The organism is Longimicrobium sp., from assembly GCA_036389135.1.
Classification (GTDB): Bacteria; Gemmatimonadota; Gemmatimonadetes; order Longimicrobiales; family Longimicrobiaceae; genus Longimicrobium.
Genome location: DASVQP010000041.1, coordinates 79945 through 102302, shown reverse-complemented (window position 1 = coordinate 102302; position 22358 = coordinate 79945). Strand labels below are relative to the sequence as shown.

Below are 22358 nucleotides of genomic sequence, written 5' to 3'. Positions count from 1 at the left end.
TACGCTACCCGCTCTCATTAACGATCAAAGTTAGTGGCGGCCCGTCTCATGGGCGGCGAGCTAACCCTACCCCCATGACCCGCATCTCTTGCCCTTTGCGGATGCAGTCCCGGTGGTGCTGAGTTTCATGCTGGGAGTCCAGAGACTTCTCGAACCCGCTCTTGCGGAGCACGTCGCCCAAACATACCGAACGGTGCGCTAACCCGAGAAGGGCGGTGGCGTGAAGTGCCGCTGTATCACTCGTTACAAACTGAATCTTGGTGTCATCATCCTGCATCCAGAGGTAGGCGAGCGCTTCCGATTCGCCTGCATGTATTCTGGTTGCGAACGATCGGTCGAACAGTCGAAGCAGTGCCGAGACATCCTCCTGGGAGACGTCGCATACCTCGATCGTGCCTGCATGCTCGTAATCCGACAGTGTAATGGCATGGCGCCGTCCATCTGCTGGATCGTCGTAGAAGTGCGCCTCGTCGACGACTATGCCTGGTACTACAATTCGGTACCGTGCAACAAGGTGATCCCAAGCGTGGACCTCGAATGCCGCTACAATCGCGACCGCGTCAAGCAGCAGCTGTGGCTTCTTCAGCACGCTCGCGCTCGAATTCCAGGGCCCGGATGGCGCTCACAGAGGTTTCCAAAAATTCCGCGAGCCTAGAGATGGACATGCGTCCTTTCGCGTGCGCAAGATACGCCAGGCGGACGAATCGATCCGGCAGCCCGGTAGAGGGCTGGTGCCACCGATTGACCATGGTAGCTTTGTCGAGCCGTCGGAAGCTTGAACGTGCCAGTGTATCCTCTGCGTCTTGCTGTGTAAGCAGACGCAGATGCCTCAGCCGCCACACGAGCGCCTCCGTCGATACGTCGAATTCTCGTGCCAGTTCGATCAGGTCCACGTCTGCTACCTGTTCGCCGCGGCAACGGGCCCTATACTGTTCACTGACCTCGTCCGCAGGCAGGAGTAGGTGGGACGCGAAGCTGTTGGCGAAACTTTCCAGCTTCTCCGCCCACACGGGCTCCTCCGCGTCAGCGGGCCACTCGCGTTCCACCGCCGTCCACGTCACGAGGTGAAACACCTCATGAGCGAAGTTGTAGTTTCGGCGCCAGGGAGCCTGATTCACGTTCATCAGGACCGCAGCCCCGAACTCGTCGCGAATGCAAGCGGCGGATTCCGCCCCGGGTAGATCTTCGTAGAACACCTTCACGCGAAACCGTTCCTCCAGCACCTTGAGAAGTGCGGCGGCGGGACGACTTCCGAGGTCCAGGATACGGGCCACGCGATTCGCCAGCGCCTCGACATCGCCGTAATCAGCGGTTGCCGGCGCGAACCCGAAGTCCGGGAGTGGCTCCGGCGCGGGGAGGTCGCACCAACCTTCGACCATTGCATACCGGCTGACCCGCTCAACAAATCGGACTTCCTGCGCTCTGTCGAGTGCCGTAGTCCCGCGTCTCCAGAACACGCGGGAGTTCGGCTCATTCCGTGCCCCGAGTAGCACGTCGTACGTGGTAAGCAGGGACTTCGCGAGGCGGTGAAGCTCACGCGCCTTCAAGTCTCGAATCCCCCTCTCGATGTCCGAGATTGTCTGGAGGTTCGGGAATCCCGCCTGCTCCGCAAGTTCCTGCTGTGTGATTCCCAGCCGTTCGCGAGCGCGCCGGATCGCAGCGCCAACTTCTTCCTTGTTGTGCATAGAGACCTTTCGGTTTGTATTCGGAATGTGAATATAACAGGGCTGGTGGCAGAAATTCAAGGTTTTCTTTAGTCGCGCACACGCAAAGGGGTGTTTGGCCCAAGCGACAACGGAGGACGACGTTTCAAGCCGCAAACGCCAGGAGCGTGGTTGTGGACGCCTCCGCGGATTGCCTGCGGGGGCGGGCGCGCCTTCCGAGCGCACAGGACGACGTACTTCGCTGATGATCTACGCTGCGGACGAAGCTTTTTCTTGGATCGCATCGGCGAGGAACCTCTCGGGGCTGAGACCTTGGCTAGTGTCGACCAGGTACTCGGCCTCGGTGAGCATGTGCTGAAGATAGTCACGCAGCTCGAACGACATCTTCTGCCTCCGCCAGTATGCGGGGACCGATGAAGGGGCTGAGCGACTCGGTGGTCACGAGCTCCACGCGGCGCCCGAGACGATCTTCCAGAAGGTCGTACAGGCGCATGAACGCGTCGAAGCTCTTTTGAGCCGGGGCGAACTCTACGAGCAGGTCCACGTCGCTTTGGGCGCGGGCTTCCGAGCGGGCGAAGGAGCCGAACAACGCGAGACGGCCGACGCCGAGGCCGCGGATCTCGTCCTCCGCAGCGGCGAGACGTTCGAGGACGTCGGCTCGGGTGTGCACGGGTGTGGTCATGCCCGGAAAGTAGGAGTCAACGGGGCGCGGGGGAAGCGCGTCTACCCGCGCGGAGGGAGCAAGGCGGCGATGCGGGCGGAGATGGAGGCGAGGCGCTCGGCGTCCTCCGGGGGGCTGGCGGCGGCCAGGGCGCGGAGGGCGTCGACGTCGTCCCAGGTGAACGCGGCGGGGGCATCGGCGCGGGCCGCGGTGAAGATCTCCTCGATGAGCGCCAGCATCCGGTAGCCGGCGGCGCTGATCTTCTGCAGGTCCGGCGTGAATCGCTCGTCCCCCGTCTCCTGCGCGCGTTCCGCCAGCAACTCGGCGTAGCCGATGATCTGGCCGAGCGGCGTGCGCAGGTCGTGGAGCTGCGCGGAGGAAAGCGCAGATCCGCCCGCGTCGTTTGCCCCGGTCATGGCGCGGCTTCGGCCGGCGCGGTCCCGCCGTCGTCCCGGGCCAGGAGAGCCTCCATCTTGGTGAGCAGGCGCGGCAGGTCGATCGGCTTGGTGTCGTAGTCGTCGCACCCGGCATCGATGGCGTGCGCCCGGTCGCCGGCCATGGCGTGGGCGGTGAGCGCGATGACCGGAATGTGGCCGGTGGCCGGCCCCGCCTTCAGCCGCCGCGTCGCCTCCCATCCGTCCAGCACCGGGAGGCTCATGTCCATCAGCACCAGGTCCGGCAGCACCGTGGCGGCCTTGTCCACCCCCTCCTGGCCGTCCACCGCCACCACCACCTGGTATCCCTTCCGCTCCAGGCGGCGCGACAGCATGTCGCGGTTCATCTCGTTGTCTTCCACCAGCAGGATCTTCTTCATAGCGCAGCCGCCTGGTCTCCATCGGGGGTGGGCATCTCGCCGCGAGGAACGGCGAAGTCATCCAGCAGCTCGCCCACGCGCGCCAGCAGCGACTCGTGCGAGTCGCCCGTCTTCTGCAGCACCGTCTCCACGTAGCCGCTCAGCCGGCGGCGGTCACGCGCGCTCAGGTCGTGGGCGGTGACGACGATGATGGGCACGTTGCGCCACTCGGGGTGGCGGCGCACCTGGTCGGCAAACTCGAAGCCGTCCATCTCCGGCATCATCAGGTCCAGCAGAATGACGTCGGGCCGCTCCGTCTCCATGCACCGGAGCCCGGCGCGGCCGTTGACGGCCTCGCAGACGCGGCATCCTTCCTTTTCCAGCACGTTGCGCATCATGGCCCGCGTCGCCGGATCGTCCTCCACCAGCAGCACCAGCGACTCGGGTCCCGGGTGCACGTACTTGCGGATGGTGGCGGAGAGCCGGTGCCGGTCCACCGGCTTGCTGGCGTACTCGGCCGCGCCGAGCGCGAACCCCGCCTCCGGGTCGTCCACCAGGGTGAGCATGATGACGGGGATGTTGCGCAGCTCCGCGTCCTCCTTCAGCGCCTTGAGCACGCTCCAGCCGTCCATGTCGGGCATCATCACGTCGAGCGTGATGGCCGCGGGGTGCAGCGTGCGCGCCAGGAGCAGCCCCTCCGGCCCGCTGGCGGCGGTGCGGACGGTGAACCCCTCCTGGGTCAGGTAGCGCTGCAGCAGGTCGCGCGGGGCCGGGTCGTCGTCGATCACCAGCACGCAGCTCGTTCCGGGCGGGGCCTCGCCGCCCGCCGTGATCTCGCCGTTGCGCGAGGCTACGAAGGCGCCCGCGCGGGTGCCTTCGCCGTCCGGCGCGCTCTCCTGCATCAGCGCGGGCAGCTTGATGGTGAAGACGCTCCCCTCGCCCAGCACGCTGTGCACCGACACGTCGCCGCCCATCATCTGGCAGAAGCGGCGCGTGAGGGCCAGCCCCAGCCCGGTGCCTCCAAAGCGGCGCGTGGTGGATGCGTCCGCCTGGCTGAAGTCCAGGAACAGCTTCGAGAGCTGCTCGTCGCTGAGCCCGATCCCCGTGTCCGCCACGCGGAAGACGATCCACTCGCCCCCATCCATGAGCTGGCGGTCGGCGTCCAGGGTGATGGTGCCGCCCTGCGTGAACTTCACGGCGTTGGAGAGGAGGTTGTAGAGCGTCTGCCGCACCTTCATCTGGTCCGCCCGCATCTCGCCCAGGCCGGCGGCGCGCACCACCTTGAGGGTGTTGGCGTTCTTGTGCACCATCGGCTGTACCGTGGATGCGACCTCGTCGATCAGCTCGGCCAGGTCGAACCGCTCCACGAACAGCTCCATCTTTCCCGCTTCGATCTTGGACAGGTCCAGGATGTCGTTGATCAGCGCCAGCAGGTGCTTCCCCGCGGAGTTGATGCGCTCCAGGTCCGCGGCGAACGACTCCAGGCCCTGCTCGGCGGCTTCCTCCTGGAGCATCTCCGAGTAGCCGAGGATGGCGTTGAGCGGCGTGCGCAGCTCGTGGCTCATGTTGGCCAGGAACTGGCTCTTGGACCGGTTCGCGGCCTCCGCCGCCTCGCGGGCCTCCGCCACCTCCTCTTCGGCGCGCCGCCGCTCCGTCACGTCCTCCAGCGCGAGCATCAGCAGCTCGCCGTGGCTGCCGGCGCGCAGCTGGCGGGCGTTCAGCAGCATCACCCGGCGCCCGATCTGCGGAAAGGTGTGCTCCAGCTCGAAGTCGTTGAACACCGACCGGGTCGGGATGATGTCCTCCAGCAGAATCCGCAGGTCGGGGATGTCCCACTGGCCGTTGCCCAGCTCGTAGATGAGCTGGCCCTCCGTCTCTTCCGCGCCCACTTCGAAGGTCTGGTAGAAGGCGCGGTTGGCGCTGCGCACGCGGAGCGATGGGTCCAGGATGAGCAGCGGCTCGCGCACCGTTTCCACGATGTCCTGCGCGTACGTCTCGATGGCCTCCAGGTCCGCCTCCGCGCGGCGGCGTTCGGTGACGTCCTCCATGGCGAGCACCAGGAGCTCGTCGTGGCTGCCGGCGCGAAGCTGGCGGGCGTTCAGCAGCATCACACGCCGCCCGATCTGCGGAAAGGTGTGCTCCAGCTCGAAGTCGTTGAACACCGAGCTCTTGGGGATGATGTCCTCCAGCAGGGTGCGCAGCGCCGGGATGTCCCACTGCCCGTTGCCCAGCTCGTAGATCAGCTGGTTCTCCGTCTCCTCGGCGTCCACCTCGAAAGTCTGGTAGAAGGCGCGGTTGGCGCTGCGCACGCGGAGCGACGGGTCCAGGATGAGCAGCGGCTCGCGGACCGTGTCCACGATGTCCTGCGCGTACGCGTCGATCGCATCCAGGTCGGCTTCGGCCCGGCGGCGCTCGGTGACGTCCTCCATGGCCAGCACCAGCAGCTCGCCGTGGCTGCCGGCGCGCAGCTGGCGGGCGTTCAGCAGCATCACCCGCCGCCCGATCGCGGGAAAGGTGTGCTCCAGCTCGAAGTCGTCGAAGACGGAGTTCTTGGGGACGATGTCCTCCAGCAGGGTGCGCAGCGCGGGGATGTCCCACTGGCCGTTGCCCAGCTCGTAGATGAGCTGGTCCTCCGTTTCCGCCGATGTCACGCGGAACGTCTGGTAGAAGGCGCGGTTCGCGCTCCGCACGCGCAGCGTGGTGTCCAGCATGAGCAGCGGCTCACGCACGGTGTCCACGATGTCCTGCGCGTACGTCTCGATGCCTGCGTCCACCTGTTCGCGTTTCATCTCGGTCCCCTGCCTGGTTTCAGCGCCGTCTGGCGAACAGCTCCCTGGTGACGATCCCGGTGCAGGTGCGCGTCACTTCGGGCCACTCGATCGTGCTCGTCGCTGCTCCAGCATCGACGGACTACCGCCTCGTGAGGGATGCATCACAAGAATCGTGCGGCCCGGTCGCGGCAGCACGATTTTTCGGCTTCCTCGCGACTGCGCAAGGTTCATGACGAGGCGGCTCAACGTGAGGACGACGCTCTGCCGCGACCACCGTGCCATTGCGCCGGTGCCACGTGCGGCGCCGTTCCGGACGTGCGGCGATGGGAGCGCACCGGGGTCAGAACGTCGCCTCCACGTGCTGGTGCCGGAGCGTGTGGCGGGGGTCTCGCTGTAGTTGTAGAGGTAGAAGAGGACGTTGGCTAAGGAGCCGTGCTTCGGGAGCGATTGGCTCCATATCAGGATTGCTCGGAAAGAATCTGCTGAAGAACGCTGTGAAGCTCAGGTACCTTCGTCTGCGTTACCTCCCATACCAATTGGTAATCCACGCCGAAGTACCCGTGGATCAGGCGGTCACGCATCCGCGCGATGGAGCGCCACTCTATTTCAGGATGGGCCGCGCGGAAATTTTCCGGGAGCTTCTTGGTGGCCTCTCCAATTATCTCCAGACTGCGGACGAAGGCCCGTTGAAGGGTCGCGTCGGCCAGGAACGTGTCGGGACTGAGACCGTCACTCACCGCGAGCAGGTACTCGGCTTCGGTGAGGATGTGCTGAAGATAGTCACGCAGCTCGAACGACATCCTCTGCCTCTGCCAGGATGCGGGGGCCGATGTAGGGGCTGAGCGACTCCGTCGTAACGAGCTCCACCGGGCGCCCGAGCCTCTCTTCGAGGAGGTCGTACAGGAGCATGAACGCGTCGAAGCTCTTCCGCTCGGGAGCGAACTCGACGAGCAGATCTACATCGCTCTCAGGGCGGGCTTCCGATCTGGCGAAGGAGCCGAACAGCGCCAGCCGTCCCACGCCGAGGCCGCGGATCTCATCCTCCGCCGCCACAAGACGTTCGAGAATGTCGCTTCGGGTCTGCACGGGTGTCGTCATGTCCGGAAAACTAGGTGGCAACAAGTCGCAGGGGAAGCGTTGTTGTGGCAGAAGGGGGCAGTGGGGCTTGCCGTTGCATCAAAACGTCGCCTCCACGCCGATCGTCGGGAGCACGGGGAACATGCTGATGCCGGAGCGCGTGGCGGGGGTGTCGCTGTAGTTGTAGAAGTAGAAGAGCACGTTGCGGCGGTTGTAGGTGTTGAGCACCTGCACGTACGGCGTGAGCGTGCCCCAGCGGCGCTCGTAGCGGCGGCGCAGCGTCACGTCCAGCCGGTGGTAGGCGGGGTAGCGCTCCTGGTTGCGGCGGCCGGGCACCACGTACACCGGGAGCCCCGGGTCTTCGCTGAAGGGGCGGGGAAGGCGGTAGCCGCCGCCCACCACGTCCGTTTCGAAGCCGATGATCTGCGCGACGGGGCGCGAGTAGGGGACGCCGGAGCCGAAGTTGAAGCGCCCTCCCAGCTCCGTGCGCCGCCCCAGCCGGTACTGCGCCACCACGTCCAGGTCCACGCGCCGGTCGAAGATCGGTGGGAAGGTTACCGTTTGCGGCACGCCCTCCAGCCCGGCCGCCGTGGGGTCGGGGAAGGTGCGCGTGGCGCGCAGCAACGAGAGCGTCGTCCAGCCGGTGAGGCGGCCGGAGCTGCGCTTCAGCAGGAGGTCGAAGCCGAACGAGCGACCCCGCCCCTCGATCAGGTCGTCGCCCGCGCGGTTGGGGTCGTCGGCGACGTTCAGCTCGGTGAGGCCGCGGAAGCGCCGCGCGTACGCCTCGGCGGACACGTACCAGCGGTCACCCCAGAACTTCTCGATCCCCGCCTGCACCTGGTCAGAAACGACGGCGGGCACGTCGCGATCGGCCGTGATCCAGCTGTCGTTGGATACGGGGAGGTTCTCGTCGCGCAGCGAGTGGAGGAATTGCGTGTAGCGCCCCACCGACGCCTTGACCGCCGCGTCGCGCCCGGTTCCCAGGAAGCGCTTGGCCGCCAGCCGCGGCGAGATGATGGGGCGCGTGTGGCCGCCCGCCGTCCACACGTCGGCGCGCAGGCCGGGCTCCACGATCCAGAGCGGCGACGGCTCCCAGCGAAGCTGCCCGTAGCCGCTGGCGAGGGTGCCGCGCCGGCGTGCCGAGAAGAAGACGGTGCCGCCCGCCTCGCCCAGGTTGCGGTAGGCGGGGAGCGTCGCCTCCACGCCGGTGCGCAGGGTGAGCCCCGTCCCCAGCGGGCGCCCGAAGTCGGAGCGCAGCTGCCACTGGCTTACCGCCGACTCGAAGCTCACGTCGCCAAAGTCCACAAAGGTCAGCGCCTCGGCGTAGCGCGAGAAGCCGAGCCGGGTGTCGGAGGTCCACCGCCCCAGCGGCTGGCTCCAGTGCGCGCCCGCCACCTGGTTCCCCCAGTTCCAGCGGATGCGCAGGATGTCGTCCGCGCTGTCGTCCTCCGGCTCCTCTTCTTCCTCGGAGCCCGGCGCCTCGAAGTCGGAGAGGTCCAGCACGTCCTGGCCCCCGTAGCCGGTGAGGCGCAGGGTACCGCCGCGCGGCATGGGGATGGTGAGGCCGAGCTGCAGGTCGGTCAGGTGATACGGGAAGTCGACGACGGAGGCGAGGAGCGCGTCGAAGTACGACCTCCGCGCGGAGACCAGCCATCCGCCGCGCCGCCCGAGCGAGTCGCGCACGGGAAGGTCGCCGCGCAGCGCCAGCCGCGTGGCCAGGATCGACACGCCCGCCGCGCCTCGAACGCCCTTCCCCTGCGTCCCTGGCTCCGTCTCGACGTTGAGGACGGACGACACGCGCCCGCCGTACTCCGCGCCGAAGCCGCCGGCCAGGAGCTCCGCCCGCGCGATCACGTCGCCGTTGAAGACGGAGAAGAGGCCGCCCAGGTGGAAGGGGTTGAAGATGGGAAAGCCGTCCAGCAGCACCAGGTTCTGGTCCGCCGAGCCGCCGCGCACGTTGAAGGCACTGCTGAAGTCGGATGTGGAGACGACGCCGGGAAGGACTTCGACGGCGCGCATGATGTCCGCCTCGCCCAGGCCGGGGATGACCTTGAGCTCGGCGCCGGTGATCACGCGCGAGGTGACGCCCGCCTCGGTTTCGAAGCGGGTGCGTTCGCGCTGCTCGGCGGCGCCGGCGCGGGCCTGGATGGCTTCCAGGGTGAACGATTCCTCCGCCAGCACCACTTCCGCCCGCGCCTCCGCGCCCGCCGCGACGGCGACGGTCTGCTCGGCGGCGGCGTATCCGAATCGCTGGGCGCGCACCCGGTACGCGCCGGCCGGCAGGTTCGCCAGGCGGAATCCGCCCCCCTCGCCCGTGACGGCGGTGCGCCGCGCCGCGCCCCCGGCCGCCGGTATGGCCGCGACGCGCGCCCCCGCGATCGGCTGCCCGCCCGGCCCCGTCACCCGCCCCGCGACCGAGCCGCCCTGCGCCCACGCGGGGGTGCACGCCAGCACGAGCGCGCACAGGAGGAGCATGGCGGTACGGTACGGTCGCATGTCGCTGGATCGAAGGACGGTAAGATTGCGCGGGCGTGCCTCTGCCTGCGGCACGATGTACGCCGCTGCGCCCCGGGAGGTCCCCCGCGCCCTTGACGCCCTCTGCCGCGGGGGCAAGGTTAACGGCCGCGCGACAGGGGTTCCGCCCGGCGGCGGGCACGGGCAGACACGCAGGTCTGCCCCTACCGAGATCGGGGTGCGCGATGGGGGCGGGCACGGGCGCGATGAATCGCGCCCCTACGGCCCGGGGGCGGCGCGGTATCCGGCCACCCCGCGCGGATCCCGCCCCCGAGTCCGCGCAGGCGGACTTTGTGCTGTTGTTGCCGCGAGTTCACTCGCCAGGAGGCAGGAATACCCATGGAAACGACGATGCAGCGCAGGCTGGTGAGCATCCGGCGGCGCGTGCCGATGGACAGGATCGAGGAGTACGTGCCGCTCTGGCTGCAGCTTCATGCCGCCGCCACGTCCAAGGGGGCGCACGCGTGGAACTTCATCTCGGCGGACGTGCCGGAGGTGTACCTGGAGTTCCTGGAGTTCGGCGCAGAGACCGACATCCGCGCGGACGAGGCGACGGTGGAGGCGATCCGGAAGCTCCACGAGGCGTTCCACGACACGTATCCCGCGCCGCAGACGATCGAGGAGTGGGTGGCCGTTCCCACGCCGCCCACCATCGCATGAGCGCGGACCGCGAGCGGCTCGTCGCGCTGCTGCTGGAGCGCTCGTTCCGCGTGGGCGACTTCGTACTGAGCAGCGGCGCGCGAAGCCGCTTCTACATCGACTGCCGCACCACCACCACGCACGCCGAAGGGCAGGCGGTGGTCGGGCGGCTCGGGCTGGCGGCGGTGCGCGATGCCGGGCTGCGGCCGGATGCCATCGGCGGGCTCACCATGGGCGCGGACCCGGTCGCCTACGCCATCGCGCACGCGTCGTGGATCGCGGGCGACCCGGTGAACGCCTTCACCGTGCGCAAGGAGCCCAAGGCGCACGGCACGGCGAAGCGCGTGGAGGGATGCTTCGCGGCGGGGATGCGCGTTGTGGTGGTGGAGGACGTCATCACCACCGGAGGGAGCGCTCTCAAGGCGATCGAAGCCGTGGAGGCGGAGGGCGGGGAGGTCATCGCCGTGCTCTCGCTGGTGGACCGCGAGGAGGGCGGCCGCGAAGCCATCGAAGCGCGCGGCTACCCGGTGCACGCCATCGTCGGCGTCGGCGAGCTGCTGAAGGCGGCGGAGTAGCGGGAAGGAGAGCGGGCGCAAAGCGGAGGCGCGGAGAGGGGATCTCCGCGCCTCCGCTTCTTCATCCCGCCTTCCCGGCGGTGAACCACATGCGCGCCGCCACGATCACCAGGAAGACGGCGAAGGCGCGCTTCATCTGCACGGGGCTCAGCGTCTGTGCCCAGCGCGCGCCGAAGTAGGCGCCCACCAGCAGGCCGAGCGCGACCAGAAGAGACGCGATCACGTTGACGTGGCCGTTCTTGTAGTACTCGTACGCGCCGAGGGCGCCCACCGGCAGGAGGAGCGAGCCGAGCGAGGTGGCGGTGGCTTCGATGGGGGTCATCTTCGCCACCAGCATCAGCGCGGGCACGATCAGCACCCCGCCGCCGATCCCGAACAGCCCGGAGAGGACGCCGGCGCAGAGGCCGATCGCGAGGTACGTCAGGTGCATGATCCCGTCCTTGGTGTGAGCGAGCACTGCATGAGCGCGGCAAGATAGCGACTCCCGGCGGCCTTGCCCAATGCGCGGTGCCGCCTCAACTTCGCAGGCGTATCCGCCAAACCGATTCCGGAACCGGGACCCATGAACCGACGCATCGCACGGGCAATCCTCGCCCTCGCCCTCGTCCCCCTCGCGCAGCCGCTCGCGGCGCAGCAGGCGCGCGCCGCCGCCGGCCAGCGTGCACAGCAGGGGGTGGACTATCGCATCGAGGCCCGGCTGGACGAGGGGAGCGACATCCTCCACGGGCGCGCGCGGCTCCGCTACACCAACCGCTCGCCGCGCCGGCTGGACACGCTCTACCTGCACCAGCACCTCAACGCCTTCCGCCCCAACAGCGCCTGGGCCCGGCGCGAGGCGTCGTACGGCGAGATGCGCTTCCAGAACCTGGGCCCGGCGGAGCACGCCTTCGAGCGCTTCACCGCCGTGCGGGTGAACGGCCGCGACGTCCGCCCCGTGTACCCCGGCGCCCCGGACTCCACGATCACCGCGATCCCGCTTCCCACGCCGCTGCGCACCGGCCAGTCTGTGACGGTAGTGATGGACTGGGACGCGCGCCTCTCCACCCTTCCGCGGCGGCAGGGGCGGCGCGGGCGGCACTTCGACTTCGCCCAGTGGTACCCGCGCATCGCCGTGTACGAGCGCGGCGGATGGGCCACGCAGCCCCTCCTGCCGCAGGGCGAGTTCTACGGCGAGTTCGGCGAGTACGACGTGACGCTGGACCTGGCCGCCGACCAGGTGGTGGGCGCCACCGGCGTGGTCGTCGAGGGGAATCCGGGGTGGACGCCGGACGCATCGGAGCGTAACGCCTACGCCGCGCGTCCGGCAGAGTCGCTCGGGCTGCTGACCGGCGCGGCGGAGAACGGGCGCAAGCGGGTCCGCTTCCGCGCGCAGCGGGTGCACCACTTCGGGTGGGCGGCCGATCCGCAGTTCACGCACGAGGGCGTCACGCGCTTCTCGCTCAACGACGCGGGGCAGCGCTCCGACCTGCCCTCGATCCACGTCCTCTTCCTCCCCGGCGACACGTCGTGGGCGGGGAACCGCGCCGCGCGCCGCACGCTGGACGCGGTGCAGTGGGTGGGGTCGCTCTTTGGGACGTATCCCTATCCGCAGATCACCAACCTGCACCGGCTGGAGAGCGGCGGCACCGAGTTCCCCATGCTGGTGATGAACGGCTCGGCCAGCGAGGGGCTGATCGTGCACGAGGTCACGCACCAGTGGCTGCACGGCATCCTGGCGAGCAACGAGTGGCGCGAGGGGTGGCTGGACGAGGGCTTCACCTCCTTCGTGACCAACTGGTACACGGAGGAGAAGCTGCGCCGCGAGGGGAACGCGCCCGCGGCCGACACTCTGTGGAACGGCGCCATGCGCACGATCGAGCGGCTGGAGCGCACCGACTCCACGCAGGCGCTCGACCTGCCGGGCGCCTCGTACCGCTCGCCGCGCATCTACAGCCAGATGACGTACAACAAGGGCTCGCTCGTGCTGCGCATGCTGCGCGATTACCTGGGCGAGGCCACCTTTCGCCGCGTCCTGCGCCGCTACTACGACGAGTGGAAGTTCCGGCACCCCACCGGCCGCGACTTCTTCGCGGTGGCCGAGCGGGTGAGCGGGCGCGACCTGGACTGGTTCCGCACGAGCTGGGTGGAGCGCACGGACAAGCTGGACTACTCCGTCGCCTCCGCCGCGAGCACGCGCCTCGCCAACGGCCGCTGGCAGACGCGCGTGGAGCTGGCGCGCACGGGCGATGCGTGGATGCCCGTCACGGTGCGCGCGGGCGATGCCGAACAGCGCGTCACCTCCCGCCTCCGCCGCCAGACCGTCCTGCTGACCTCGCGCGAGCGCCCCGCCGAAGTCGTCGTCGACCCCCGCTGGATCGTGATCGACGCGGACCGCAGCAACAACCGGGCGCCGGTGCGGTGAGCGACCTCTGGCATCAACGTGGGCTCTCGTAACAGCAATTTCACACAGAGACACACAGGATAAAGAAAGGACCAGAAGAGAGAAAACGCTCCTCTCGTTCCTCCTTGTTGGTCTCCCTCCGTGGCTCCGTGTGAGATTGCCGTTGTAGTTCCCCATCCAACCCATTTGCGATTCGCGGCATCCAACCCCTTTGAAGCCCGGTGCGTGATGATGCGCGCCGGGGAAATTCATCCATCAGGGAGGTTGGGATGCTGCGAAAGAACGTTTGCCTGCTGGCCGCGCTGCTCGCCCTGGGCACCGCGGTGGATGCAGCCGCCCAGACGCGGTGCTACGTCTGGCGCGACGGGCGCCGCGTGGAATGCGATCGCGACCGGGAGAGGGAGCGCGAGCGCGAGCGCGAACGGGAGCGCCGCCGCGAGGCCGAGCGCCGCCGCGAACGCGAGCGCGAGAGGCCCCGCACCGTGATCGTGTGGGGCGGGCGCGGCGACCCCGCGCAGTTCGGCGTGCGCGGCGGCTACGACTTCGAAGAGGACGTGGGCACGGCGGGCGCGCAGCTCCGCATCCCGCTGGCGGCCGGGCTGGCGCTGGCGCCGAGCGCGGACGTCTTCTTCAACGACTCGCCCACCGAGTGGCAGATCAACGCCGACCTCCTGCTGCGCCCCGCGGCGCTCGGCGGGCTCTACGGCGGCTTCGGCGCGGCCTTCCTCAACCGCGACTTCGAGCTCGAGGACGACGGCGACACCGAGGTCGGCCTCAACCTGATCCTGGGGCTGGAGAGCGGGCGCATCCGCAACACCAGCGTGCGCCCCTTCGTCGAAGGCCGCTGGACGACGGTGGAGGACTACGACGCATTCCGCCTCGCGGCGGGTATCAACGTGCCCATCTCGGGCTTCCGTTGATGCACCGACGGCGCGGGAGATGAATCCCGTGGCGCGGGTGGCGACGTAGCACTTCCAGTCGGACGTCGCTTCCTGTACACATCGGTGAGAATGGACAGTTTGCACGGCGTGGCGCGAGGGATGCGGAGTAGGCCGGGAAGCACCCGCCTTCCCGCACCCCGACCGCGCCGCGCGATGACCCTGAAGCCCCGTCCGGAAGAGCCCCCGGCCGACCCGGAGACAGACCGTCTCCTGGTCGGCCGCGTCGTGCGCGGGGACGAGATCGCGCTGGCCGCCCTCTACGACCGCTGGGCCGATCGCGTATATTCCATCGCGGCGCACGTGATGTCCGCGAGCGACGGGGCGGATGACGTGGTGGAGAGAACCTTTACGCAGATCTGGAAGGATGCGGCTCGATACGACGCGGAGCGGGGCAGCGTGGCGGCCTGGATCGTGATCATCGCGCGAAGCCATGCGCTCACGATGCGGCGCTCCGAGGGGCGGCGCATCCGCCACGACGAGATGCGCAGCCAGTTTGTGCTGGATGAGGGGACGATCACGGCCGCGTCGCCGCTCCAGGAGCTGGAGACGGGCGAGGACCGGCAGGCCGTCCACAAGGCCATGAGCCGCCTTCCCGACGAGCAGGAGCGGGTGGTGCGGATGACCTTCTTCGAGGGGCTCACCCAGGCGGAGATCGCGGAGCGGCTGGGGATTCCGCTCGGCACCGTGAAGACGCGGGTGCGGCTCGCCTTCTCCAAGCTCCGCGCCACGCTGGGCGGACTGCGCGGGGGGGCCGGATGAGCGGCATGGACGAGCACGCCACCCTCCGCGCCGTCGTCGCGTCCAAGCGGCCGGAGACGCTCTCCGAGGACCAGATCGAGCGCCTGCTGAGCCACGCCGCCGACTGCACGGATTGCGCGGCGGAGCTCAACGACTTCGCGGCCGCCGCCATCCTGGCGCAGGCCCCCGAGGTCCGCTTCGCCCCAGAGCGCTCGGCGCGGGTGAAGGAGCGCCTCCTCGCGCGCACCCGGATCCGCGTGGAGCCGGCGGCGCCGACCACGCGCACCGCGAAGCGCCACTGGATTCCGCACGGGAGCGGCTGGCTGGCCGCGGCGGCGATGGGAGTCGCGCTGATCACCCATCACGGCTTCCACGAGCCGCTCCGCGCGGGGTGGCTGGTTGCGGCGGGCTTCGCCATCCTCGCGCTGGGGCTGGGACTCCACGTAAGGGCCCAGAGGCAGAGGCTCGCGGAACTCGAGCAGCGACTCGGAGTGCACGAGGGCGAGCGCGCTGACCGCTGAGGATCGCCACCGGAACGGGGGCACGGAGCGCGTCTCCGTGCCCCGCTTTCGTGCGCGCGGTTCCCCCCTCCGCCCGGACGGGTTAGATTCCCCGCCGAAATCGTAACCCGTTCTCAACAGCCCGCTTCCGGGAAGATGACGCAGCTTCTTCCGCTCCTGCGCGACGGCATCGTGCGCGGCGCGTGCCCACACGACTGCCCCGACACGTGCGCCATGCTGGTGCACGTAAAGGATGGCCGCGCCGTGCGCGTGCAGGGCGACCCGGAGCACCCGGTCACGCAGGGCTTCCTCTGCACCAAGGTCAACCGCTACGTCGAGCGCACCTACCACGCGGACCGGCTCACCACGCCGCTGCGCCGGGTGGGCCCCAAGGGCGAGGGGCGCTTCGAGCCGGCCACGTGGAACGAGGCGCTGGACGACATCGCGCGGCGGCTGAACGAGATCCGCGGCGGACCGCACGGGCCGCAGGCGATCCTGCCCTACTCGTACGCGGGGACGATGGGGCTGGTGCAGGGCGGCTCCATCGACCGGCGCTTCTTCCACCGCATCGGCGCGTCGCTGCTGGACCGCACCATCTGCGCGACGGCGGGGACGGAGGCGTGGAAGGTGACGTACGGCGACCGGATGGGCCCGTCGCCGGAAGAGGCGGAGCACGCGCGCCTCGTCCTGCTGTGGGGCACCAACACGCTGACCTCCAACCCGCACCTGTGGCCGGCGCTGCGCCGCGCGCGCGATGCGGGGGCCCGGATCGTCGCCATCGACCCCATCCGCACGCGCACCGCCGCCCAGTGCGACCAGCACCTCGCCATCCGCCCCGGCACCGACGCGGCGCTGGCGCTGGGGATGATGCACGTCATCTTCCGCGACGGCCTGGAGGACGGCGACTACCTGCGCGGCCACACCGTCGGCTGGGAGGCGTTGCGTGAGAGGGCGCTGCACGAGTGGAGCGTCGAGAGGGCGGCAGCCGAGACCGGGCTGGACGAGGGGACGATCAAGACGCTGGCGCTGGAGTACGCGCGCACCCGCCCCGCCTTCATCCGCCTCAACTACGGGATGCAGCGCCACGCTGGCGGCGGGATGGCCGTGCGCGTGGTCGCGCTCCTCCCCGCGGTGACCGGTGCCTGGCGCGACGTGGGCGGGGGTGCCACGCTGTCCACCTCCGGCGCGTTCAAGGCCAACGGTGCCGCGCTGGAGAAGCCGGAGTGGATCCCGGCCGGCACGCGCACCATCAACATGGTCCAGCTCGGCGACGCGCTCACCCGGCTGGACGCGGGCGTGGGCGGCCCGCCGGTGCAGGCGCTCGTCGTCTACAACTCCAACCCCGCCGCCGTCGCGCCGGACCTGGGGCGCGTGCGCGAGGGGCTGCGCCGCGAGGACCTCTTCACCGTCGTGCTGGAGCACTTCCGCACGGACACGGCGGACTACGCGGACTGGATCCTTCCCGCGACGACGCAGCTGGAGCACTGGGACGTGCACACCTCGTACGGGCACCTGTACGTCACCCTCAACCGCCCCTCGATCCCGCCGGTCGGCGACAGCCTCCCGAACTCCGAGATCTTTCGCCGCATCGCCGCCCGCATGGGGCTGAGCGATCCTGAGATCCAGGAGACGGACCTGGAGCTGATCGAGCAGGCCCTCGACTCGCCCAACCCGGCGCTGCGCGCGGTCACGCTGGAGGAGTTGCTGGAGAAGGGCTGCGTGCGGCTCGCCGTTCCGAAACCGTTCCTGCCGTACGCGGGCCCGGCGCGGCTCAACACGCCCACGGGCAAGATCCAGATCGTGGCGCCGGAGCTGGCGGCGATGGGGCTGGACCCCGTCCCGACCTTTACGCCCCCGGCCGAGAGCGCGGCGGCGGACCCGCGGCGCGCCGCGCGCTTCCCGCTGATGCTTCTTTCGCCACCGGAGCACCAGTTCATGAACAGCACCTTCGTCAACATCCCCGCCCTGCGAAAGGCGGCGGGGGAGGCGAAGATCCTGCTGCACCCCAACGAAGCCGCCGTCCGCGGCATCCGCGAGGGCGACCGCGTGCGAAGCTGGAACGACCGCGGCGACTTCTTCGCCCTCGCCGTCGTCACCGACGACGTGCGCCCTGGCGTGGCGGTCTCCTACGGCGTGCGCTGGGCGCGGCTTTCGGAGGGCGGCAAGACGGTGAACGACACCACCTCGCAGGGCGTCACGGACATGGGCGGCGGCGCCGTATTCTACGACAACGCCGTCGAGGTGGAGGTCGCGGCGTGAAGGGGCTGCGCATCCTCTACGTCTCCCACTCCTTCCCTCTGCGCGGCCAGCCCCTCTCCAACGTCGGCGGGATGCAGCGCGTGGCCACCGGGCTCCACGACGCGCTCGCCCTCCATCCGGGCGTCGAGCTGCACTCGCACGTGCTGGAGACTTCGTGGAAGGCCACGCCGTACCGGATGCCGGGCTACATGGCCGGCCTCCTGCGCCGCATCCCGCGCACCGTGGCGCGCGAGAAGATCGACGTGGTCCTCTTCTCCTCGATGGTCACCGCCTCGCTCTCCGTCGCCCTACGCGCGGCGGTCACGCGAGGCGGCGCGCGTATGGCCGCCATCCCGGTGGGCCGCGACGTGACGCTCCCCACGCCGGGGTACCAGTGGCTGGTGCCGCGCGTGTTCGGCGCGCTGGACCTGGTCTTCCCCATCAGCCGCGCCACGGGCCAGGAGTGCCTCCTCCGTGGCCTGCCGGAGTCCAAGATGCACGTCGTGCCCTGCGGCGTGGACACGGCGCTCTTTGCCCCGCCGCACGACCGCGCCGCCGCCCGCCGCGAGCTCCTCGCCGCCATCGGCGAGACGGTGCCGGACGACACGCTGATCCTGTGCAGCGTGGGGCGACATCAGGAGCGAAAGGGCTTCCACTGGTTCGTGGACGCCGTGATGCCGCGCCTCCCGCGTGACGTCCTTTACCTGGTGACGGGCGAGGGCCCCACCACGCCCCAGATCCAGGCTGCCATCGAGCGCCGCGCCCTCGCCGGCCGCGTGCGGATGCTGGGCAAGGTGAGCGAGGAGATGCTCCGCACCCTGTACCGCGGCGGCGACCTCTTCGTGATGCCCAACATCCACGTCCCCGGCGACATCGAGGGCTTCGGCGTGGTGATGCTGGAGGCGGGGCTGTGCGGAATGCCCGTCCTCGCGGCGGAGCTGGAGGGGATCAGCGACGTGGTTCGCGAGGGCGAGAACGGCCACCTGGTTCCCACCCGCGACGCCGAAGCCTTCGCCGCCACCATCCTCCGCCACCGCGCAAACCGTGCGGGCCTGGCGGAAGCATCGCGCAGAGCGGCTGCGCACACGGCGGCGAACTTCTCGTGGACGGCGATCGCGGGGAGGTTCGTGGGGTTGCTGGGGTAGGCTCGCGGGCCCCCTCCCCCGCTCGTTCCTCGCGGCCCCTCCCCCAAAACAACCTGGGGGAGGGGCGCACGCATGCATCCGTGCGCGTCCAACCGATCCGGTAGGGGCGCGATTTATCGGCGATTTATCGCGCCCGTGTCCGACGCTGCTCCACCGCCCTGACGCGCATCGATGCCTCGCAGGGGCAGACCTGCGTGTCTACCCGCCTTTCCCAGCCTCGACGGCGGCCCATTCGCACCCAAAACCAGGTAGGGGCCGCCCCAGGTGGCTGCCCGTGTCTTCCCCGCCACCGCCGCCTGGCGCTCCGGTTCACGACATCGGTCGCGGCCGGCCTTCAGGATGACAGGACGCCCCTCCCCCAGGTAGTTATTGGGGGAGGGGCGGCGAGGAACGAGTGGGAGAGGGCCCGCAATGCCCGCCTACCCATCCCACTCGTCCCGCAGCACGCCGTACAGCTCGATGTCCTCGAACACGCCCCACTTGAGCACGTGCGCGCGCAGCCTCCCCTCGTGCGTCATGCCCAGCTTGCGCATGACGGCGCCGGAGGCGGGGTTGCGGGTGTAGAAGTGCGCGTAGACCCGCCGCACCCCCAGCCGCGTGAAGGCGTAGTCGATCACCGCGCGCGCCGCCTCGGTCGCCACGCCGCGCCCCCAGTACTCGCGCCCCACCCAGTAGCCGATCTCGGCACGCGCGTGGGGCAGCTCCAGCCGCAGTCCGCACGTCCCCACCAGCTCGCCGCCGTCGTGCAGCGCGATCCCGAACACCACCGCCTCGCCGCTGTCGTACGCCTGCGGCAGGGTGCCGATCCACAGCTCGGCCGCGCCGTCCGGGTAGGGGTGCGGGATGTTGAGCGTGGTGGAGGCCACCTCCTTGTCGCCCGCGAGCCGCTGCACCGCCGGGGCGTCCGCGGGGGTCAGCGGGCGCAGGAGCAGCCGCACCGTATCCAGCGAAGGCTGCCGCGCGATGGTGGGCACGGTTTCCATACCACTACTCCTCGGGTCAGAAAGGTGAGGCTGGCCGCGGGGCATCTTCCGCGCCTGCCCCGGTGTGGTGTCACGAAACGGCTGGCCTCACGCAGAGGCGCAGAGACGCAGGGGAGAAACAACAGAGAAAAGCATCACACAGAGGGCACAGAGGGAACTTCAAGCCACAGAGGAAACTCTTTTGCTTTTCTCTCTGTGGCTCCGTGTCTCTGTGTGAGCCCCGCCGTTGCTGTTCTCTCCTGCGTCTCTGCGCCTCTGCGTGAGATGCAGTTGGGAACTCAGCGCGTCACTGCGGCCCCGGGCGCACTACGGGATGCGGCCAGGCTCATCACGAACGCCGCGGCGATGCCCAGGACGAGCATCAGGCTCCACAGCACCACCGCCCCGGCGCGTTCCAGCACCACCGTTCCCGCCCACGGGCCGACTGTGAAGGCGAGGCCGAACGACATCGTGTAGGCGCCCATGTACTCGCCCCGCCGCTCCGCGGGCGCCACGTCGGCGACGTAGGCGGCGGTGCCGGGGAAGAGGATCATCTCGCCGAAAGTCCACACGAGCGTGCACAGCACCAGGTGCCAGGGGAGCGAGGCGAGCGCCATCGACCCGAAGCCCACGCCGCACAGGATGCACCCCAGCACCAGCGTGCGCCGGTGCGGCCACCCCGCCATCGCCAGGTTCAGCGGCACTTCCAGCAGCACGATCAGCACCGTGTTGATCAGGAAGAGGATGCCGAAGAGCGCGGCGGAAAGCCCCAGGTCGCGCACCAGGAAGAGGGGCATGGCGGCGGAGTGCTGGAAGAAGATGATCCCCACCAGGAAGCTTCCCGCCAGGAAGAGGAGGAATCGCCCGTCCGCCAGCGCGCGCGGGCTCAGCTGAGGCACCGCGGCGGCCTCGGCCACGGGGACGCCGCGCGCGCTCCGCAGAGCCGTCATGCGCCGCGAGGCCACCGCCAGCACCACCCCGGCGGCCAGCGAGCTCGCCCCGTCCACCACGAAGAGGATGGGAAAGGAGAGCGTCGCCAGCAGCCCGCCCGCCGCCGGCCCGATGCTCATCCCCAGGTTCACGGCCAGCCGGTTGAGCGAGACGGCCGCCCTGCGCTGCTCCGGCGCCGTGGTCTCCGCCAGCGCGGCGAGGCTGGCGGGGCGGATCGCCTCCCCCGCGAGCGACCACGCCAGCGTCAGCGCCAGCACCGCCGGAAAGGAGTGCGCCAGCGGAAAGAGGAGGAGGAGCGCTCCCGAGAGGAAGAGCGAGATCTCCATCACCCGCAGCGCCCCCAGCCGGTCGCACAGCCGCCCCGCCACCGGCGCGCTGCACAGGCTGCCGATGCCGTACACGGTCAGCGCCGCCCCCGCGGTCTGCGCCGGCAGCCGCATGTGCTGCGTGAGGTAGAGCACCAGGAAGGGGAGCGCCATCGTCCCCGTGCGGTTCACCAGCGTGGTGGCGAAGAGGAGCCACACGTCCGCCGGAAGACCGCGCAGGCCGCGCCAGGGGTTGGGGATCGCCACCGTCTCGTGCGTGAAAATGAGGGCGGCCCCCGCCGTGGGGGCCGCCCTCCAACTTATCTCCGCGAACGCCGCACGCAAAACGTCCGGACGGCCGCGGGTGCGGCCGCCCGGACCGAGCGCTCGGCCGGACCAGATCCCTACGGCTTGATCAGGCGCAGGAAGCGGAGCAGGATGGGGAAGAAGCGTCCAAGGGCCTTGGTGACGAAGCCCAGGACCACCGTGTTCAGGATGAGGCGTAGCAGGAACATGGGGATGCCGCGGTCAGGGTGGCGCGTCGCTCGTGAGGGTCCCTACGCGGCGCCCGCCGCGCGGGTTTCAAAGCTACGGCGTCGTCGCCGCCTTCAGCTCCTGCGCCGATACCTCGAACAGCCGCGACCACAGCTTCCCGGTAACGAAGAGCCGCCCCGTCGCCTCATCGTACGCGATCCCGTTCGGCACCGCCTCCGAGTCGGCGGCGGTGGCTTCGGGAAGGAGGTCGCCCACGTCCAGCCACCCGATCACGTGCCCGTCGCGCGGATCGATGCGGGCGATCCAGTCCTTGTGCCACACGTTCGCCCAGATCTCGCCGCGCACCCACTCCAGCTCGTTGAGCTGGTCCACGTACTCCGTCCCGTTCTTCACCTCCAGCGTCTTCGTCACCTGGAAGCTGTTGGGATCGATGAAGCGCAGCGCCGACGATCCGTCGCTCAGGATCAGCGAAGTGCCGTCGGTGGTCAGCCCCCACCCCTCACCCTCGTACCGAAAGGTGCCGGTCTGCTTGAAGGTGGTGAGGTCGTAGATGAAGGCGATGCCGTTCTGCCAGGTGAGCTGGAAGGCGCGGTTCCCGATCACGGCCAGCCCCTCGGCGAAGTACTCCTTGGGGAGGTCGACGCGCTGCAGCACCTCGCCCGTCTCCAGCTTCACGCGCCGCAGCGACGACTCGCCGAAGCGGCCGGTGCTCTCCAGCAGCTCGCCGTTGCGGAAGACGAGCCCCTGCGTGAACGCCTTGGGGTCGTGCGGATAGCTGCGGACGATCGTCACCGGCCGCACCGGTGCGCCGGTCTCGGTGGCGGCGTTGGAATCGTCGCCGCACGCGCCAAAGGTGGCGGCGGATGCCATCAGGGCACCGGCGATGAGGGTTCGGCTGCGGAGTCGTCGCATCGTGTTGCCGGGGAGCGCGTTCGTGTTCTGGAGATTAGCGCGGAAGTCGGCGCGGGGCAAACTCAGCTGGAACAATCACACAGAGAGCACGGAGGAA

Annotated in this window: 22 protein-coding genes; 8 read left to right on the top strand and 14 right to left on the bottom strand. The window is 69.4% G+C overall.

Features of this window, described 5'->3' with window-relative positions; genetic code table 11:
* Positions 1 to 46 precede the first annotated feature (46 nt).
* From VF584_10675 to VF584_10630, 10 genes are all read right to left on the bottom strand, one after another.
* Positions 47 to 589: a hypothetical protein gene (locus VF584_10675; GenBank protein HEX8210630.1), complete on the bottom strand. Its 543-nt coding sequence runs from the start codon at positions 587 to 589 to the stop codon at positions 47 to 49.
* The gene (locus VF584_10670; protein ID HEX8210629.1) at positions 561 to 1685 is read right to left on the bottom strand and encodes an XRE family transcriptional regulator; all 1125 of its coding nucleotides are present in this window, start codon (positions 1683 to 1685) and stop codon (positions 561 to 563) included. The genes VF584_10675 and VF584_10670 overlap by 29 nt, the downstream gene beginning before the upstream one ends.
* Positions 1686 to 1913: 228 nt before the next feature.
* Positions 1914 to 2048 carry a hypothetical protein gene (locus tag VF584_10665; protein HEX8210628.1) on the bottom strand — a complete coding sequence of 45 codons (135 nt, stop codon included), beginning with the start codon at positions 2046 to 2048 and terminating at the stop codon, positions 1914 to 1916.
* Positions 2029 to 2346: a nucleotidyltransferase family protein gene (locus VF584_10660; protein ID HEX8210627.1), complete on the bottom strand. Its 318-nt coding sequence runs from the start codon at positions 2344 to 2346 to the stop codon at positions 2029 to 2031. Before VF584_10660 ends, VF584_10665 begins: the two co-directional genes overlap by 20 nt.
* 41 nt (positions 2347 to 2387) lie before the next feature.
* The gene (locus VF584_10655; protein ID HEX8210626.1) at positions 2388 to 2741 is read right to left on the bottom strand and encodes a histidine kinase dimerization/phospho-acceptor domain-containing protein; all 354 of its coding nucleotides are present in this window, start codon (positions 2739 to 2741) and stop codon (positions 2388 to 2390) included.
* A complete protein-coding gene (locus VF584_10650; protein HEX8210625.1) occupies positions 2738 to 3139 on the bottom strand; it encodes a response regulator in 402 nt (133 codons plus the stop codon). The genes VF584_10655 and VF584_10650 overlap by 4 nt, the downstream gene beginning before the upstream one ends.
* Positions 3136 to 5907 carry a response regulator gene (locus tag VF584_10645; GenBank protein HEX8210624.1) on the bottom strand — a complete coding sequence of 924 codons (2772 nt, stop codon included), beginning with the start codon at positions 5905 to 5907 and terminating at the stop codon, positions 3136 to 3138. The genes VF584_10650 and VF584_10645 overlap by 4 nt, the downstream gene beginning before the upstream one ends.
* A 440-nt stretch (positions 5908 to 6347) precedes the next feature.
* On the bottom strand, positions 6348 to 6689 hold the full coding sequence (locus VF584_10640; GenBank protein HEX8210623.1) for a DUF86 domain-containing protein: 342 nt from the start codon (positions 6687 to 6689) through the stop codon (positions 6348 to 6350).
* The gene (locus VF584_10635; protein ID HEX8210622.1) at positions 6670 to 6987 is read right to left on the bottom strand and encodes a nucleotidyltransferase family protein; all 318 of its coding nucleotides are present in this window, start codon (positions 6985 to 6987) and stop codon (positions 6670 to 6672) included. The genes VF584_10640 and VF584_10635 overlap by 20 nt, the downstream gene beginning before the upstream one ends.
* A gap of 78 nt (positions 6988 to 7065) precedes the next feature.
* Positions 7066 to 9462 (bottom strand): TonB-dependent receptor, encoded by a 2397-nt coding sequence (locus VF584_10630; protein ID HEX8210621.1) that lies wholly within the window; start codon positions 9460 to 9462, stop codon positions 7066 to 7068.
* A gap of 357 nt (positions 9463 to 9819) precedes the next feature.
* Here VF584_10630 and VF584_10625 point away from each other — a divergent pair, with 357 nt between their 5' ends.
* Complete coding sequence (locus VF584_10625) at positions 9820 to 10140, top strand: hypothetical protein (protein ID HEX8210620.1); 321 nt, start codon at positions 9820 to 9822, stop codon at positions 10138 to 10140.
* Entirely contained in the window at positions 10137 to 10694 is a 558-nt protein-coding gene (gene pyrE, locus VF584_10620; protein ID HEX8210619.1) for an orotate phosphoribosyltransferase, read from the top strand. Before VF584_10625 ends, pyrE begins: the two co-directional genes overlap by 4 nt.
* A 61-nt stretch (positions 10695 to 10755) precedes the next feature.
* On the opposite strand, the gene VF584_10615 is transcribed toward pyrE, so the two are convergent.
* Complete coding sequence (locus VF584_10615) at positions 10756 to 11124, bottom strand: sulfite exporter TauE/SafE family protein (GenBank protein HEX8210618.1); 369 nt, start codon at positions 11122 to 11124, stop codon at positions 10756 to 10758.
* A 132-nt stretch (positions 11125 to 11256) separates the two neighbouring features.
* Here VF584_10615 and VF584_10610 point away from each other — a divergent pair, with 132 nt between their 5' ends.
* From VF584_10610 to VF584_10585, 6 genes are all read left to right on the top strand, one after another.
* Entirely contained in the window at positions 11257 to 13095 is a 1839-nt protein-coding gene (locus tag VF584_10610) for a M1 family metallopeptidase (protein HEX8210617.1), read from the top strand.
* Positions 13096 to 13343: 248 nt separating this feature from the next.
* Positions 13344 to 13994: a hypothetical protein gene (locus VF584_10605; GenBank protein ID HEX8210616.1), complete on the top strand. Its 651-nt coding sequence runs from the start codon at positions 13344 to 13346 to the stop codon at positions 13992 to 13994.
* 174 nt (positions 13995 to 14168) lie between these two features.
* Complete coding sequence (locus VF584_10600; GenBank protein HEX8210615.1) at positions 14169 to 14774, top strand: sigma-70 family RNA polymerase sigma factor; 606 nt, start codon at positions 14169 to 14171, stop codon at positions 14772 to 14774.
* A gap of 5 nt (positions 14775 to 14779) precedes the next feature.
* Positions 14780 to 15274 (top strand): hypothetical protein, encoded by a 495-nt coding sequence (locus VF584_10595; protein ID HEX8210614.1) that lies wholly within the window; start codon positions 14780 to 14782, stop codon positions 15272 to 15274.
* A 135-nt stretch (positions 15275 to 15409) separates the two neighbouring features.
* Positions 15410 to 17512, top strand: a complete 2103-nt coding sequence (locus VF584_10590; protein ID HEX8210613.1) for a molybdopterin oxidoreductase family protein — start codon at positions 15410 to 15412, stop codon at positions 17510 to 17512.
* A complete protein-coding gene (locus tag VF584_10585) occupies positions 17509 to 18636 on the top strand; it encodes a glycosyltransferase family 4 protein (protein ID HEX8210612.1) in 1128 nt (375 codons plus the stop codon). The genes VF584_10590 and VF584_10585 overlap by 4 nt, the downstream gene beginning before the upstream one ends.
* Before the next feature lie 419 nt (positions 18637 to 19055).
* Here VF584_10585 and VF584_10580 read toward each other — a convergent pair whose 3' ends face one another.
* The 3 genes from VF584_10580 to VF584_10570 all read right to left on the bottom strand — a co-directional run bounded on the left by VF584_10580 (position 19056) and on the right by VF584_10570 (position 22261).
* Positions 19056 to 19619, bottom strand: a complete 564-nt coding sequence (locus VF584_10580) for a GNAT family N-acetyltransferase (protein HEX8210611.1) — start codon at positions 19617 to 19619, stop codon at positions 19056 to 19058.
* A gap of 278 nt (positions 19620 to 19897) precedes the next feature.
* Positions 19898 to 21121 carry an MFS transporter gene (locus VF584_10575; GenBank protein ID HEX8210610.1) on the bottom strand — a complete coding sequence of 408 codons (1224 nt, stop codon included), beginning with the start codon at positions 21119 to 21121 and terminating at the stop codon, positions 19898 to 19900.
* 321 nt (positions 21122 to 21442) lie between these two features.
* Positions 21443 to 22261 carry a glutaminyl-peptide cyclotransferase gene (locus VF584_10570; GenBank protein HEX8210609.1) on the bottom strand — a complete coding sequence of 273 codons (819 nt, stop codon included), beginning with the start codon at positions 22259 to 22261 and terminating at the stop codon, positions 21443 to 21445.
* Positions 22262 to 22358: the final 97 nt, after the last annotated feature.

Coding starts and splice junctions, on each gene's coding strand:
- pyrE (HEX8210619.1), top strand. CDS start 10,137: ATGAGCGCGGACCGCGAGCGGCTCGTCGCGCTGCTGCTGGAGCGCTCG.
- VF584_10655 (HEX8210626.1), bottom strand. CDS start 2,741: ATGACCGGGGCAAACGACGCGGGCGGATCTGCGCTTTCCTCCGCGCAG.
- VF584_10600 (HEX8210615.1), top strand. CDS start 14,169: ATGACCCTGAAGCCCCGTCCGGAAGAGCCCCCGGCCGACCCGGAGACA.
- VF584_10580 (HEX8210611.1), bottom strand. CDS start 19,619: ATGGAAACCGTGCCCACCATCGCGCGGCAGCCTTCGCTGGATACGGTG.
- VF584_10665 (HEX8210628.1), bottom strand. CDS start 2,048: ATGTCGTTCGAGCTGCGTGACTATCTTCAGCACATGCTCACCGAGGCC.
- VF584_10570 (HEX8210609.1), bottom strand. CDS start 22,261: ATGCGACGACTCCGCAGCCGAACCCTCATCGCCGGTGCCCTGATGGCA.
- VF584_10640 (HEX8210623.1), bottom strand. CDS start 6,689: ATGTCGTTCGAGCTGCGTGACTATCTTCAGCACATCCTCACCGAAGCC.
- VF584_10590 (HEX8210613.1), top strand. CDS start 15,410: ATGACGCAGCTTCTTCCGCTCCTGCGCGACGGCATCGTGCGCGGCGCG.
- VF584_10610 (HEX8210617.1), top strand. CDS start 11,257: ATGAACCGACGCATCGCACGGGCAATCCTCGCCCTCGCCCTCGTCCCC.
- VF584_10650 (HEX8210625.1), bottom strand. CDS start 3,139: ATGAAGAAGATCCTGCTGGTGGAAGACAACGAGATGAACCGCGACATG.
- VF584_10625 (HEX8210620.1), top strand. CDS start 9,820: ATGGAAACGACGATGCAGCGCAGGCTGGTGAGCATCCGGCGGCGCGTG.
- VF584_10670 (HEX8210629.1), bottom strand. CDS start 1,685: ATGCACAACAAGGAAGAAGTTGGCGCTGCGATCCGGCGCGCTCGCGAA.
- VF584_10645 (HEX8210624.1), bottom strand. CDS start 5,907: ATGAAACGCGAACAGGTGGACGCAGGCATCGAGACGTACGCGCAGGAC.
- VF584_10615 (HEX8210618.1), bottom strand. CDS start 11,124: ATGCACCTGACGTACCTCGCGATCGGCCTCTGCGCCGGCGTCCTCTCC.
- VF584_10660 (HEX8210627.1), bottom strand. CDS start 2,346: ATGACCACACCCGTGCACACCCGAGCCGACGTCCTCGAACGTCTCGCC.
- VF584_10595 (HEX8210614.1), top strand. CDS start 14,780: ATGGACGAGCACGCCACCCTCCGCGCCGTCGTCGCGTCCAAGCGGCCG.
- VF584_10630 (HEX8210621.1), bottom strand. CDS start 9,462: ATGCGACCGTACCGTACCGCCATGCTCCTCCTGTGCGCGCTCGTGCTG.
- VF584_10635 (HEX8210622.1), bottom strand. CDS start 6,987: ATGACGACACCCGTGCAGACCCGAAGCGACATTCTCGAACGTCTTGTG.
- VF584_10605 (HEX8210616.1), top strand. CDS start 13,344: ATGCTGCGAAAGAACGTTTGCCTGCTGGCCGCGCTGCTCGCCCTGGGC.